Genomic DNA, 13,215 nt, shown 5'->3' on the forward strand with positions numbered 1-13,215 from the left:
CCCGCTTCGGCGGGTTTTTTATTAGCTAAATTAAATATTAGATAGATAATGCTAAATTTATTCGATGATTGTATTAACTTGCGTTAAATGCCGTTATTATTATGGTTAATAAAGCAAAAAATCCTCTCTATATGCATTAAAATCCCTGCCAATATTATCATTATTATAAGCAGGATTTTATGACCGCATTAAACAACCAGAATTTACTGCAACTTCGTTTTATTAACCAAGCCAACATTGATTTGGTTAAGCCTTCTTTTGATAACTTACCTGCAAACCCATATGCAGATGGTGCGTTTCGTAAACGCCGTTATTCAGTGGTTAAACTACAAAATGGTGAGCTTAATCTTCAAGCGACTAAAGCGTTTGTGCAAGACGATTCAATTAATACCTTTCAAGGTAATGTTGAACGTACTTACGAAAATTTAGAGCAAAGCTTGCTTGAGTCTGAGGGTATGAAAAGTATTGTTAGCGAATTTTGTGCGATTACCGGTATTGATGCAGATCGTGATATCGAAATTCACCAATTTAGAATGCTTGCCATTGATAGCGATACGCCTGCGGCTCCTGAAGGTGTGCATCAAGACGGGTTTGACCATGTATGCGTATGTGGTGTTTCTCATGAAAATTTAGAAGGTGGTGAGCTATTGGTTTATGAAAACCAACAAGCAGAACCGTGTTTTAAAATGGAAATAAAAGACGGCATGTTTGCACTAATTAATGACCGTCAGGTATGGCATAACGCCACGCCAATGAACAAAATTGATGCTAACAAATCAGGTTACCTGGATTGTTTTGTACTAACTGCTTAAGAGAAATAAAATGAATTTAATGCAATTGCGCGCGCAATTTCCCGCTTTAATGCAAACGGTTGATGGCAAGTCACCGGTATTTTTAGATGGGCCAGGTGGCTCACAAGTACCCCAGCCGGTACTGAGTGCCATGACCGCTTATTTAGGGCATTACAATTCAAACTTGGGCGGTGCGTTTTTCTCAAGTGACAAAACGGTTGAGCTGATGGCTAATGCGCGTCAAGCGGCGGCTGATTTGTTAAATGCGCCGAGTGCACAAAATATTGTGTTTGGTCCGAACATGACCAGCCTAACATTTAGCTTTAGTCGCGCGATTTCACGCGACTGGCAAGCTGGCGATGAAATTATTGTGACCAATGCAGATCATTTTTCAAATGTATCGTCTTGGCAGCAAGCCGCTGAGGATAAAGGCGCAGTGGTTAACACAGCGCTTATTAACGAAGCCGATTGCAGTTTAGATATGGCGCATTTTGAAAGCCTATTAAACAGTAATACTAAATTAGTTGCCGTTACTTATGCCTCAAATACCACAGGCTCTATTAACGATATTAAACGTATTATAGAGCTTGCTCACAATGTCGGTGCATTGGTGTATGTTGATGCTGTGCATTATGCCCCTCATGAACTAATCGATGTGCAAGCGTTAGATTGTGACTTTTTAGCTTGTTCTGCATATAAGTTTTTTGGCCCGCACTTAGGCATGGTTTATGGTAAAACTGAGCACTTAGAAGGGTTTACACCTTATAAAGTAGAGCCAGCAAAAGATGTTGCACCAGGTCGCTGGGAAACCGGCACACAAAGTTTTGAAGCACTAGCTGGCTTTATTGCGGCGGTTGATTACATTGCGGCAATTAGCGAGCTTAATGACAGTCACTCACGCCGAGAAAAACTGCGTGTTGCGTTTGAAAAAACGAAGCAACACGAGATGGCGCTTAGTGAATACTTTTTAACACGCCTGGTTAATTACCCACGTATTAAATTGTTTGGTATTGATGACTTAGCACGCTTAAGTGAGCGTACCCCTACGTTTGCACTAACCTTTGAAGGGTTAGAGCCTCGCCAAGTGTCTGAATTTTTGGGCAAACAACATGTATGTGTATGGGATGGTAATTTTTACGCCCAAGGTTTATGCAAACAACTTGGTGTGCTTGATAAGGGCGGCGTAGTACGCATTGGTTGCATGCATTACAACACCCTAGAAGAAATGGACACGCTATTTAACTTGTTTGATGAGCTGCTAGGTTAAACCCTTATTTATTCAACACTTTTAAAGCCATAAGTAAAAATTACTTATGGCTTTTTTATTGGCTGATTACCTAGCTTTGCGGCGTTCCATAAATTTGCTCTGCTCGATTAAACAAAACCCATGAGGTTAAAATATACTTATCGTTTGATACTGGCTTATTGCCTCTATGTGTATGCGTGAAATACCCTGGGGCAACCACCATGGAGCCTTTTTTAGGGGCTATTTTTTTATTTTGATAATAAAACTCGGTTTCTCCGCCTTCCTCAACATCATTTAAATAAAACATAAATAACAACACCCGATGCAACGCTTCGTTATGCTGTAACTGCGGATACACCTCACTATGCCAATACGGATAGCCCCCTTTATTGATCTCATATTTTTGTGCTTGAATATTACCGAGCCTAAAAATTTGCTGCACCAGTAAAGGCAGTTGTGGTTTACCTACTTCGTCATAATTGGCATGAGTTAAATCTACCGGCTGGCCTGTTTTTGGGTGATACACTTTTAAACCAAATGCCCCAATCATCATAAAAATATGTTCTTCGATGTATTTAAAAACATACTGTGCAGTGGTTTGTTGAATGTGTTTTAATTGTTCTGCGTATTCAGGATGATTGTTTAAGTGCAGGTCGTGGCTATCTTTTTTATTAAGATCAACGCCGCCCGATGTCATCCCTTGTTTAATATGCGGGCTTTGAGAAAAGGTAGTGATAAAGTTATCACAAAAGTCACTGCTGAGCGCGTTGTCATACACGCGGATAAAGTCCGTCATGAGTTACCTGTTTAATTATTATGGATTATTATGTTTACTGAAAAAGTGATGCCGCGCTTTAGCGAAACGGATGCACTCGGACACATCAACAATACCGTACTCCCTGTTTGGTTTGAAGCCGCCCGAGTACCTATTTTTAAATTTTTTACCCCTGATCTTAATCCTCACAACTGGAAGTTAATTATTGCTAAGGTTGAAGTGTCGTTTGTCGGCGAGCTATTTTATGCTCATGAGGTGACAATTAACACCAGCATAGAGCAGATTGGTAATAGCTCATTTGTGATCCGCCAAGAAGCCTGGCAGCAAGATAAGTGTTGCGCTATTGGTAAAACGGTCATGGTACGTTATGACTTTGCCAGCAAAACAAAGCAAATGCTTTCGGCTGATGAAAAAGCTGCATTAACACAGCACCTTGTTGCAACGAGTTAATCGCAGCTTAGCTGTGGCAAGCAGGGTGTAAGGGCCTGTTGACCTTTCAAGGTTAAATTTACAGCAGTCTTTTTGGTATTTAGGCAAGGCAGAGCCTATGTAGTGTGGTTATTCCCCATAAATAGGCGATAACGTAGCATCAATGCCAAATAGGCACTGCCCAAAGGGTTCTGCCTAGGGTCTATTGACTCTTTGTTGCTCGGTTTTTACTTAGCCCACTAGGTCACAAACCTCGCGCCGCGATTAAATAGCCCCTAGTTTGAATAAATTTTAATCCGCAAGATCAACAGGCCCTAGTCAAATATTGCCCCAAGGCAATGACTTGTTTTTCAGTAAAGCGTAGTCCGAGCTTAGTTCTGCGCCACAATATATCTGCGCTGTTTTTTGCCCATTCATGGTTAACTAAGTAATCAACTTCTTGTGCATATAAGCCATGGCCAAAGTGATAACCTAAATCGCCGATTGCTTGGCTTTTACCCAATAATTGAAAACTAAGCGTGCCATAGCTGCGAGCCATACGTTTTAAGGTGTCGGTTGGCAGCCAAGGATAGCTGCTTTCTAACTGAGCGATAAGGTATGCTTGGTTACTAAAGTCGCCGCCTGGTAAAGGGGTGTTTTTCGTCCACGAGCCACTCATTTTTGGGTAAAAAGGCGCTAACTTATTGACGGCATTTTCTGCAAGCTTTCTATAAGTGGTAATTTTGCCACCAAACACACTTAATAATGGAGCATGATCAGCCTCATTATTTAATATCAGTTTGTAATCGCGGGTGACTGCTTGGGCATCTGTTGATTTGTCATCTAACAGCGGGCGCACGCCACTAAACGTGTGCACAATATCCGCTTCGCTTATTGGCTTTTTAAAGTAATGATTAGTAATACTGATCAGGTACTCGATTTCTTGCTCACTAATTTTTACATCAGTAATATCGCCGGTGTACTCTTCATCCGTGGTGCCAATCAGTGAGTAATCTTGCTCATAAGGAATCACAAATACAATACGGTTATCTTCATTTTGTAAAATATAGGCAACTGGCTGGCTATGAATTCGAGGCACCACAATGTGACTGCCTTTTACAAGACGAACAGTATGTGGTGTGGGCTGGGTAAATACATCTTCAAATAATGATGCTACCCAAGGGCCTGCAGCATTCACAATACTTTTAGCCTTAATGTTTAGGTGTTGTTTGCTGGCTTGCTGCTCTAAAATCACATCCCAATAGTCTGCGTTACGGATGGCTTTAATACAGCGCGTGCGTGTTGCAATGGTGGCACCCAAATTATGCGCTGCTTGTGCGTTTAAAATCACTAAACGTGCGTCATCAACCCAGCCGTCTGCGTATTCAAAGCCTTGGATAATGCTGCTGTTAAGAACACTATCGCTGTTAAACTCAATCGCCTTTGAAGCGTGTAAAGTATTACGCTTGGCTAGGTGGTCGTAAATAAATAACCCAACACGAATCATCCATGGCGAACGCAAATGTGCTTGGTGCGGCAGTCGAAAAGACAGTGGCCACATAATATGCGGTGCTTTTTTTAACAGTACTTCACGCTCACGCAAGGCCTCTCTTACCAATCTAAATTGATAGTTCTCTAAATAGCGAAGCCCGCCATGAATAAGTTTGCTGCTATTAGAAGAGGTAGCAGAGGCTAAATCGTTCTGCTCACATAAGAGTACTTTTAAGCCACGACCACTAGCATCGGCTGCAATGCCAGCGCCATTAATACCGCCGCCAATAATGAGTAAGTCATATTCGTTATCGTGTACGCTCATAGATTCTTAGTCACTCTCGTCGTCAGTGCTATTAGAAAGTCTAACTTGTGCAATGCAATGTAGCCACTTTGCATATAAATCGTTGCGCTCTTCACTGCTCATGGTGGGTTCAAAGCGACGATCGCTTTTCCACATGCTGGCAAGCTGCGCCGTTGATTTATAAACCCCAGTTTGTAGGCCTGCTAAGTAGGCAACCCCCAATGAAGTGGTTTCAGTTAAGGTTGGGCGCTCAACACTGGCACCTAAAATGTTAGCTAAAAATGCCATGGCCCAATTATTGTTTGCCATGCCGCCATCAACTCTTAAAATACCAGGACGAAGCCCGTCACCCTCCATAGCTTTTTGTAAATCTTTGGTTTGATAACCCACTGACTGTAAGGCGGCTGCCACAATGGTGCTAATGCCTGAGTCTCGGGTTAGGCCTAAAATAGCACCTCTTGCATTTGCATCCCAATAGGGCGCACCTAAGCCGGTAAACGAGGGGACTAAAAACACCCCATGATCTAAAGGAACATCTTTGACAAGCGCTTCACTTTCTCCCGCGTTTTCTAATAACTTTAAGCCTTCTACTATCCATTGCATGGTGGCACCTGCCATAAAAATGCTGCCTTCAATCGCATAGGTGGGTTTGCCGTTGAGCCGATATGCAAGAGTGGTTAATAACCGGTTATTTGACTTAAGCGCTTTTTCACCAGTGTTAAGCATTAAAAAGCAGCCCGTACCGTAGGTACTTTTTGCCATACCTTCTTCAAAACAGGCTTGACCAATTAAAGCGGCTTGCTGATCGCCAGCAATACCACAAATAGGAATTTCACCACCGAACAACTCGCTGCTTGTCATTCCAAAATCAGCCGCTGAGTCCATTACCTCAGGTAACATAGTCAGTGGAATATCAAATAAAGCCAGCAACTCTTCATCCCAGCATTGCTGATGAATATTAAACAGTAAAGTTCGTGAGGCATTGGTGGCATCGGTTTTATGAGCTTTCCCGTTAGTGAGTTGCCATAGTAGGTAACTATCAACAGTGCCAAAGGCCAGTTCACCTTCGTGTGCTTGCTCTTTGGCGCCGGTGACGTTATCTAAAATCCAACGGATTTTGGTTGCAGAAAAGTAAGGGTCGAGTACTAAACCGGTTTTATCATTCACCATTTGTGTATGTCCAGCATGACGTAAACTATCGCAATATTCACTGGTACGTCGATCTTGCCACACGATCGCGTTATAAATAGGTTGCCCAGTTTTTTTATTCCACACTAAAGTGGTCTCTCGCTGATTAGCAATGCCGATGGCAATTATATCGGCGGCAGTCACTCGTTGCTGCGCTAAGAGGTTTTTAACGCTGGTTAATACAGTTTGCCAAATATCTACAGGATCGTGTTCAACCCAACCATTTTTTACAAAATGCTGAGGGAAGGTTTGTTGAGCACTCCCTATCACCTGTGCATCTTTGCTATATAAAATAGCCCGAGAGCTTGTTGTTCCTTGATCAATCGAGAGTAAGTATTTAGCCATAAAAAATAACGTTGTTTAATTTAGATAAAGATAGCTTGTCTTTAAGCTAAGTAAATAGCAATGCTTTTGCACCATGATGGTTAAAGTTATGATTAGCATAGGGTAGGAAAGGGGAAATGAAAATTTAATTTTGGCGGCTATTACTTAATAGACGCCAAATAATAGCAATTAATTAGCAGCCGTTAATTGTTGATGTAACCAATCTTTCAATATCATTCTGTCATGCTTTAGCTGCTGCATAGCGTCGTCATCGATAGGTGAGTCTTGTAGCTCAAGTACCCGAATTTCTTTATCGATTTCATTATATTGTTTTGCTTTGGTTGCAAAGTTTTCATCATTTGCATTGAGTTTTGCAATAGTTTGCGTGTAATCAGGAAAGTCTTTAGTTAATGAATGGTCTTCGCCTAACATAGGTTACTCCTTGCTTATACGTATTTAATACTCTGTTGAATAATGCAGGTCACTTTATTTATAGATAGTCTGTGACTGCCCAATTACTCATACAATAGAGCTTGGGCTGATTTAAAATAAATCAACCATTGCTGATTGTAAGTCGGCTATTTGTATTTGCTGGGCTGCAAAACACTGACACCTGCAAAGCCTTCAGTTAGAATATGCCTGCAATTCCTAATTACTTTGAGTACTCTATTACATGCTTTTAATGATCGATAACTACGATTCGTTTACCTACAATTTGGTACAGTATTTTCAACGATTAGATCAAGAAGTGTTGGTAAAACGTAACGACCAAATAACACTGAGCGAAATTAAACAGTTAAACCCCGATCACATTGTTATTTCTCCAGGCCCTAAAAGCCCTAATGAGGCTGGGGTTTCGTTATCTGTGGTGGAGCAATTTAAAGGAACTTATCCTATATTAGGTATTTGCCTAGGGCATCAAACGATTGCTCAGGTACTCGGCGGGAAAGTAGTGCGAGCTAAACAGGTGATGCATGGCAAAACATCGCCAATATATCATCAGCATCAAGGTATGTTTAAAGGTTTACCTAACCCGCTGACAGTGTGCCGCTACCATTCTTTAATTGTTGAAGCACACTCATTGCCTAAAGCGCTAGAAGTCACAGCGTGGACTCAAAGCAACACTGGGCAGCGTGATGAAATTATGGGATTATTACATAACGAGCTCGCGCTCGAAGGCGTGCAATTTCATCCTGAAGCAATTTTGACAGAGCAAGGCTTAGCTTTACTTGATAACTTTTTAACACGCTTCTAGGCTTATACCTGCAAGCTATTTACTTTTTCCCTAAGATAGAGCTTATGACCGACACATTGCAGCAACAGCGTATTGTTAACGTGCTACATCAACGAGCGCATGATTTGCTACTGGGTCATAGTTTTGCCAACCAGCAAATAGGCTTTATTCATACCTTAGATCTCAATGATGGTAAACCGGTTAAAAATCGTACCTTATTAGAAGTCGAAGTGGCTGCGCAGCAAAAGCGTCAACAAAAAAGCACTTCACATCAAAAGTTGCAGGCAAAAACCAGTCAAAAATTACATACGGTTATTGAGACCGTGATGGCCAAGCGCCTTGAAGACATAGACTCTGTTATTAAAGACACTATTGGCATAGATGACAATGTGCCCGCGATACTTGATATTCTTGCAACTCGTGCGGCATCGGTTGGTCGTTTAGAGCCGTTAATTAACGACTTAAATTGGCTTGGACGAGAGTTGGTTACCTTAGTTAATTTACCTTTTTATCGTAAGCAACGCAGTAAAAGTACCTCAGTCAAAGTAGACACCCCAGCACTGGCATTACGCTACGTCGGTTTAGATAACTTACAACTGGTAGTGCCTACTTTTTGTGTGCGTCACTGGATGCCACACAGCACAGCACCATTTCCGCTATTAAAGCGCAGATTAAAAGACAACACCATGTCCTGTGCCATTGCGGCGCAAACGCTTGCTCAACTTAATGGGGTAAACCCCATGCATGCATTTACCCTGGGCATGTTACTGAATGTGGGGCAAATTGCTTTAGTACGTTTATATTTAAAAGTGTTTGATCAGGTATGGCAACGCAAAGTACAGCGTGCTCGTGAAGAAGGTGACAAAAACCTACATACCGCGTTATTGGAGTTAAAGCCCGACCCGCTATTTTTAACGACACTGCTGAATGAAAAATCATTGCTTGTTAGCGCTAAGGTGATTGAGAGCATGTCATTTAAATATTTGCCGTTTGACAGTGTTATGCAGCAGTTAGTGAATGGAGTAGCAAAGGGCGATAGTTTATTGCCATTAGCGCAAGTAATTTTAAAAGCGCGTTGTTACTCTCAATACTTAAATTTAAAAGAGCACCAGCTTATTGAAGACGATGAATTACAAAGCTGGTTTAGCTATTATCAGTTCACTAAAAAAGAGTTAGATATCTTACAAACGGGCAATTTTACTAATTTGGCACTGCAAATTGATTAAATCTGTTAATTTTTTTGCGACTATTCATTCACTTTAATTCTACTTCCTCATGTGCTGTTGGTTTATAAGCGCCATGCCTTTTTCGTTGTAGAGGCGCTGACTAAGGTAAGCATTCGTTATTTTTAGCTGCCAAATAGTTATTCACTATCTATGAAATAATATCTTAAGCCCTTTATTTTAAAGGGGTACATGAAAGTTTTTGAAGAGACATAACCCCAAATTTCTGAAATAATGAGCGCCTGAAAATTGAACCACAACGTAGTTTCAGGCAAATATAATCGTATTAATTTTGCCCACCTATTTGGTTATTAACAATAATCACACCCCTATTCTACTGCTTTGTGATGCACACAATTAAGAGGAAATAAAATGACAGTCAATCGCGAATTATTTGATCACGTAATGGTTCCTAACTACGCACCTTCAAGCGTAATTCCAGTTCGAGGCGAAGGCTCTCGTGTATGGGATCAACAAGGACGAGAGTTTATCGACTTTGCTGGTGGTATTGCCGTTAACTGTCTTGGCCATTGCCATCCTGCATTAGTAGGTGCATTAAAAGAGCAAGGCGAAAAAATTTGGCATTTATCAAATGTAATGACCAACGAGCCAGCGCTTCGCTTAGCTAAAAAAATGGTTGATGCGACCTTTGCAGAAAAAGTTTACTTTGCAAACTCAGGCGCAGAAGCAAACGAAGCGGCACTTAAATTAGCACGTCGTTTTGCGCTTGATAAATTTGGCGCAGAAAAATCGCAAATTATTGCTTTTAACAAAGGTTTTCACGGTCGTACATTCTTCACGGTTACTGTAGGCGGTCAAGCGGCTTACTCTGACGGTTTTGGTCCTAAGCCTGGTGATATTGTTCATTGTGACTACAATGATCTTGCCGCATTTGAAGCACTGATCAGTGACAATACGTGTGCAGTAATGATGGAGCCAATTCAAGGTGAAGGCGGTATTATCTCGCCAACTGACGAATTTGCACAAGGCGTTCGTGATTTATGTACTAAGCACAATGCACTGCTTATTTTTGATGAAGTGCAATCAGGTGTTGGTCGTACAGGTGAGCTTTACGCATACCAAGGTTTAAACGTAGTTCCTGACATTTTAACCTCAGCAAAAGCACTCGGTGGTGGTTTCCCAATTGGCGCTATGCTAACAACCACTGAGATTGCACAGCACCTTAAAGTAGGTACTCATGGTTCTACTTACGGCGGTAACCCACTAGCTTGTGCTGTTGCAGAAGCCGCATTTGATACTGTGAATAATCCAGAAGTATTAGCGGGCGTTAAAGCAAAAGCGGCATTATTTACCGAGCTACTTAATGCGATTAACGAAAAGTACCACGTATTTAGTGAAATTCGTGGCCAAGGTTTATTAATCGGTGCCGTAGTAAATGAGCAGTACAAAGGACGCGCTAAAGAGTTTTTAGTTGCGGGTACTGAGCATGGCTTAATGTCACTTGTGGCAGGTGCTGATGTGGTTCGTTTTACTCCATCTTTAGTAATACCAGAAGCTGATATTCGCGAAGGTATGGCACGCTTTGAAAAAGCAGTAGCCCACGTTGTAAATGCGTAATCGCTAATTTAACTTCTCTAAGGGCAAACATTGTTTGCCCTTGCAGTTCCTATTTACCGTTATATATAAGGGAGTAAGCGGATTCATGATGATCCTTCGCCCAATCCAAAAAAGTGATTATGCAGCTTTAGTAACCATCGCCGACGAGTCGGGACATGGCTTTACTTCTTTACCTAATAACGAAGAGTTATTACAAAAGAAGATTGCACATTCTGTTAATTCATTTACAAAAACCACGTCACAACCCGGTGATGAAGGGTACTTATTTGTACTTGAAGACACTGAAACTGGCGAAGTAGTTGGTACTTCAGGTATTGAAGCGGCAGTTGGCTTAGATGACGCATTTTATCATTACCATTTGAGTAAAGTGATTCACTCTTCGCGCACGCTAGATGTATATAAAGCGGTAGATATTCTCACCCTTTGTAACGACTACACTGGGGCTACAGAGCTGTGTACGCTGTTTTTAAAAGACGGCTATCGTAAAAATTGTAACGGTAAGCTGCTTTCAAAAGCACGCTTTATGTTTATAAAACAACACCAGCAACGCTTTGCACAAACCGTTATCGCAGAAATGCGTGGCGTATCTGACGAAAACGGCAGTAGCCCATTTTGGCAATGGCTTGAAGAACACTTTTTCTCAATGGATTTCCCAACGGCAGATTACCTAACGGGAATCGGGCAAAAAGTGTTTATTGCGGAGTTAATGCCTAAATACCCAATTTACGTCAATTTATTGAGTAAAGAAGCGCAAGCGGTTATTGGTCAAGTACACGATAATACGCGCCCAGCTATTCAGTTATTAAAAAGCGAAGGCTTTACCTTTAATGGTTACGTTGACATTTTTGATGCGGGTCCAACCGTTGAAGCAAAAGTAGATAACATTGCCACCGTTCGTAATGCACAAAACTTTAGTGTTGAAATTGGCGAGATGACAGGCGATACCATGGTATTACTAGCCAATGATAAGCTTGAAGACTTTAGAGCAACCGTAGCGCCAATGGCATTTGATTCGCGTTCTAATAGCCTGGTGCTTACGCAAGAACTTGCTGATGCATTACATTTAAAATCGGGCGATTTTGTTACTGCTACCCCAGTTTAATTTAGGAGAAAGTATATGACTCATCCTGCACAATTTATTAATGGTCAATGGTCACAAGGCCAAGGCACAGAATTTAATTCAGTTAACCCTGCAAATAACGACGTTATTTGGCAGGCATCAGCTGCAAGCGCAGAGCAAGTAGATAGCGCTGTAGCATCAGCACGTGAAGCATTTTATAGCTGGGCTGATAAAAGCTTTAGTGAGCGTTTAGAAATTGTAAAAACCTTTGCTGCAACATTAAAAGAGCACAGTGAAGAGCTAGCGGTTGCTATTGCACAAGAAACAGGTAAACCACTTTGGGAAACACGTACTGAAGCGGGCGCTATGGTAGGTAAAATTGCCATTGCTGAAAAAGCATTTTTAGATCGTACAGGTGATGTTGAAAACGCCATGCCGCAAGGTCGTGCGATGATCCGTCATAAGCCACATGGTGTTGTTGCTGTATTTGGTCCTTATAACTTCCCTGGGCACTTACCAAATGGCCACATTGTACCTGCACTTTTAGCTGGTAATACTGTGGTATTTAAACCCTCTGAACTTACACCTATGGTGGCTGAGCTAACCCTTAAACTATGGGAAAAAGCCGGTTTACCAGCAGGGGTTATTAACTTAGTACAAGGTGAAGTAGAAACAGGTAAAGCATTGGCGTCACACAAAGGCATTGATGGTTTATTCTTTACTGGGTCTTCACGTACGGGTCATATTTTACATGAACAGTTCGCAGGTCAACCAGGCAAGATTTTAGCGCTTGAAATGGGTGGTAATAATCCGCTAATCGTTAAAGATGCAGAAGATACCCTCGCTGTAGTGCATGATATTGTGCAGTCTGCGTTTATCTCAAGCGGCCAACGTTGTACATGTGCGCGTAAACTATTTTTACCAACCGGCGCTAAAGGCGATGAAATTTTAGCGCGCTTAATTACAGCGACTAAAGCAATTAAAGTTGGTAACTACGACGATGCTGACCAACCATTTATGGGCTCAATGATATCAGCGGCCGCTGCGGCTGGTATGGTTAAAGCACAAGATGAGTTAAAAGCCATGGGTGGAGAAGTATTAGTTGAGCTTGAGCACACAGCAAATACAGGTTTTGTTACACCGGGTATTATTGAGTGTACAAATATTAATGACTTCCCAGATGAAGAGCATTTTGGTCCACTTTTAAAAGTATTCCGCTTTGACGATTTTGACCAAGCGATTGATAAAGCAAACGACACTAGCTTTGGTTTATCAGCAGGTTTACTAAGTGATAACCAAGCTGATTACGATCATTTCTTACGTCGTATTCGTGCGGGTATTGTTAACTGGAACCGCCCAATTACAGGTGCTTCAAGTGCTGCACCGTTTGGTGGTATTGGTGCCTCAGGTAATCACAGAGCAAGCGCTTATTACGCTGCCGATTACTGTGCATACCCTGTTGCGTCTGTGGAACTTGAAAAAGTAACCATGCCGGCAACATTAAGCCCAGGCTTAAAAATAGATTAAGTACTCTGAACATTAGTTAAGTACGACTTAATTAGTATAAAAGCAGCTTCGGCTGCTTTTTTTGTA

The 13,215-nt window shown here is 41.6% G+C and carries 12 protein-coding genes; 8 read left to right on the forward strand and 4 right to left on the reverse strand.

Going from position 1 to position 13,215, the window contains the following annotated elements:
* Nucleotides 1-179 precede the first annotated feature (179 nt).
* On the forward strand, nucleotides 180-812 hold the full coding sequence (locus B1F84_RS01100) for a 2OG-Fe dioxygenase family protein (protein WP_131690326.1): 633 nt from the start codon (nucleotides 180-182) through the stop codon (nucleotides 810-812).
* Nucleotides 813-822: 10 nt separating this feature from the next.
* Complete coding sequence (locus B1F84_RS01105; protein ID WP_008108424.1) at nucleotides 823-2,058, forward strand: cysteine desulfurase-like protein; 1,236 nt, start codon at nucleotides 823-825, stop codon at nucleotides 2,056-2,058.
* A gap of 70 nt (nucleotides 2,059-2,128) precedes the next feature.
* Here the strand turns inward: B1F84_RS01105 and B1F84_RS01110 are convergent, their stop codons facing one another.
* Nucleotides 2,129-2,833: a 2OG-Fe(II) oxygenase gene (locus B1F84_RS01110; RefSeq protein WP_008108426.1), complete on the reverse strand. Its 705-nt coding sequence runs from the start codon at nucleotides 2,831-2,833 to the stop codon at nucleotides 2,129-2,131.
* 30 nt (nucleotides 2,834-2,863) lie between these two features.
* Between B1F84_RS01110 and B1F84_RS01115 the strand changes: the two genes are divergently transcribed.
* Entirely contained in the window at nucleotides 2,864-3,262 is a 399-nt protein-coding gene (locus B1F84_RS01115) for a thioesterase family protein (protein ID WP_008108428.1), read from the forward strand.
* Between the two features lie 283 nt (nucleotides 3,263-3,545).
* Here the strand turns inward: B1F84_RS01115 and glpD are convergent, their stop codons facing one another.
* The 3 genes from glpD to B1F84_RS01130 all read right to left on the reverse strand — a co-directional run bounded on the left by glpD (nucleotide 3,546) and on the right by B1F84_RS01130 (nucleotide 6,959).
* Nucleotides 3,546-5,036 carry a glycerol-3-phosphate dehydrogenase gene (gene glpD / locus B1F84_RS01120; RefSeq protein WP_131690327.1) on the reverse strand — a complete coding sequence of 497 codons (1,491 nt, stop codon included), beginning with the start codon at nucleotides 5,034-5,036 and terminating at the stop codon, nucleotides 3,546-3,548.
* A gap of 6 nt (nucleotides 5,037-5,042) precedes the next feature.
* Nucleotides 5,043-6,548: a glycerol kinase GlpK gene (gene glpK, locus B1F84_RS01125; RefSeq protein ID WP_131690328.1), complete on the reverse strand. Its 1,506-nt coding sequence runs from the start codon at nucleotides 6,546-6,548 to the stop codon at nucleotides 5,043-5,045.
* Nucleotides 6,549-6,716: 168 nt separating this feature from the next.
* Nucleotides 6,717-6,959 carry a YdcH family protein gene (locus B1F84_RS01130; RefSeq protein WP_076919452.1) on the reverse strand — a complete coding sequence of 81 codons (243 nt, stop codon included), beginning with the start codon at nucleotides 6,957-6,959 and terminating at the stop codon, nucleotides 6,717-6,719.
* Between the two features lie 241 nt (nucleotides 6,960-7,200).
* Between B1F84_RS01130 and B1F84_RS01135 the strand changes: the two genes are divergently transcribed.
* The 5 genes from B1F84_RS01135 (at nucleotide 7,201) to astD (ending at nucleotide 13,149) form a co-directional block, all read left to right on the forward strand.
* A complete protein-coding gene (locus B1F84_RS01135) occupies nucleotides 7,201-7,782 on the forward strand; it encodes an aminodeoxychorismate/anthranilate synthase component II (protein ID WP_008108433.1) in 582 nt (193 codons plus the stop codon).
* A gap of 44 nt (nucleotides 7,783-7,826) precedes the next feature.
* Nucleotides 7,827-8,987 (forward strand): HDOD domain-containing protein, encoded by a 1,161-nt coding sequence (locus B1F84_RS01140; protein WP_131690329.1) that lies wholly within the window; start codon nucleotides 7,827-7,829, stop codon nucleotides 8,985-8,987.
* 369 nt (nucleotides 8,988-9,356) lie between these two features.
* Nucleotides 9,357-10,562, forward strand: coding sequence for an aspartate aminotransferase family protein (locus tag B1F84_RS01145; RefSeq protein ID WP_008108435.1), 1,206 nt, complete (start codon nucleotides 9,357-9,359; stop codon nucleotides 10,560-10,562).
* Between the two features lie 85 nt (nucleotides 10,563-10,647).
* Nucleotides 10,648-11,664 (forward strand): arginine N-succinyltransferase, encoded by a 1,017-nt coding sequence (astA, locus tag B1F84_RS01150; RefSeq protein WP_131690330.1) that lies wholly within the window; start codon nucleotides 10,648-10,650, stop codon nucleotides 11,662-11,664.
* Between the two features lie 15 nt (nucleotides 11,665-11,679).
* The gene (gene astD, locus B1F84_RS01155) at nucleotides 11,680-13,149 is read left to right on the forward strand and encodes a succinylglutamate-semialdehyde dehydrogenase (protein ID WP_008108437.1); all 1,470 of its coding nucleotides are present in this window, start codon (nucleotides 11,680-11,682) and stop codon (nucleotides 13,147-13,149) included.
* Nucleotides 13,150-13,215: the final 66 nt, after the last annotated feature.

The sequence above is a fragment of the Pseudoalteromonas sp. DL-6 genome, assembly GCF_004328665.1.
In the GTDB taxonomy this organism is placed as follows: Bacteria; Pseudomonadota; Gammaproteobacteria; order Enterobacterales; family Alteromonadaceae; genus Pseudoalteromonas.

What these genes read in the sequence shown, in the direction of transcription:
- astA (WP_131690330.1), top strand. Translation starts at nt 10,648, where the DNA reads ATGATGATCCTTCGCCCAATCCAAAAAAGTGATTATGCAGCTTTAGTA.
- B1F84_RS01100 (WP_131690326.1), top strand. Translation starts at nt 180, where the DNA reads ATGACCGCATTAAACAACCAGAATTTACTGCAACTTCGTTTTATTAAC.
- astD (WP_008108437.1), top strand. Translation starts at nt 11,680, where the DNA reads ATGACTCATCCTGCACAATTTATTAATGGTCAATGGTCACAAGGCCAA.
- B1F84_RS01145 (WP_008108435.1), top strand. Translation starts at nt 9,357, where the DNA reads ATGACAGTCAATCGCGAATTATTTGATCACGTAATGGTTCCTAACTAC.
- B1F84_RS01140 (WP_131690329.1), top strand. Translation starts at nt 7,827, where the DNA reads ATGACCGACACATTGCAGCAACAGCGTATTGTTAACGTGCTACATCAA.
- glpK (WP_131690328.1), bottom strand. Translation starts at nt 6,548, where the DNA reads ATGGCTAAATACTTACTCTCGATTGATCAAGGAACAACAAGCTCTCGG.
- B1F84_RS01110 (WP_008108426.1), bottom strand. Translation starts at nt 2,833, where the DNA reads ATGACGGACTTTATCCGCGTGTATGACAACGCGCTCAGCAGTGACTTT.
- B1F84_RS01115 (WP_008108428.1), top strand. Translation starts at nt 2,864, where the DNA reads ATGTTTACTGAAAAAGTGATGCCGCGCTTTAGCGAAACGGATGCACTC.
- B1F84_RS01105 (WP_008108424.1), top strand. Translation starts at nt 823, where the DNA reads ATGAATTTAATGCAATTGCGCGCGCAATTTCCCGCTTTAATGCAAACG.
- B1F84_RS01130 (WP_076919452.1), bottom strand. Translation starts at nt 6,959, where the DNA reads ATGTTAGGCGAAGACCATTCATTAACTAAAGACTTTCCTGATTACACG.
- glpD (WP_131690327.1), bottom strand. Translation starts at nt 5,036, where the DNA reads ATGAGCGTACACGATAACGAATATGACTTACTCATTATTGGCGGCGGT.
- B1F84_RS01135 (WP_008108433.1), top strand. Translation starts at nt 7,201, where the DNA reads ATGCTTTTAATGATCGATAACTACGATTCGTTTACCTACAATTTGGTA.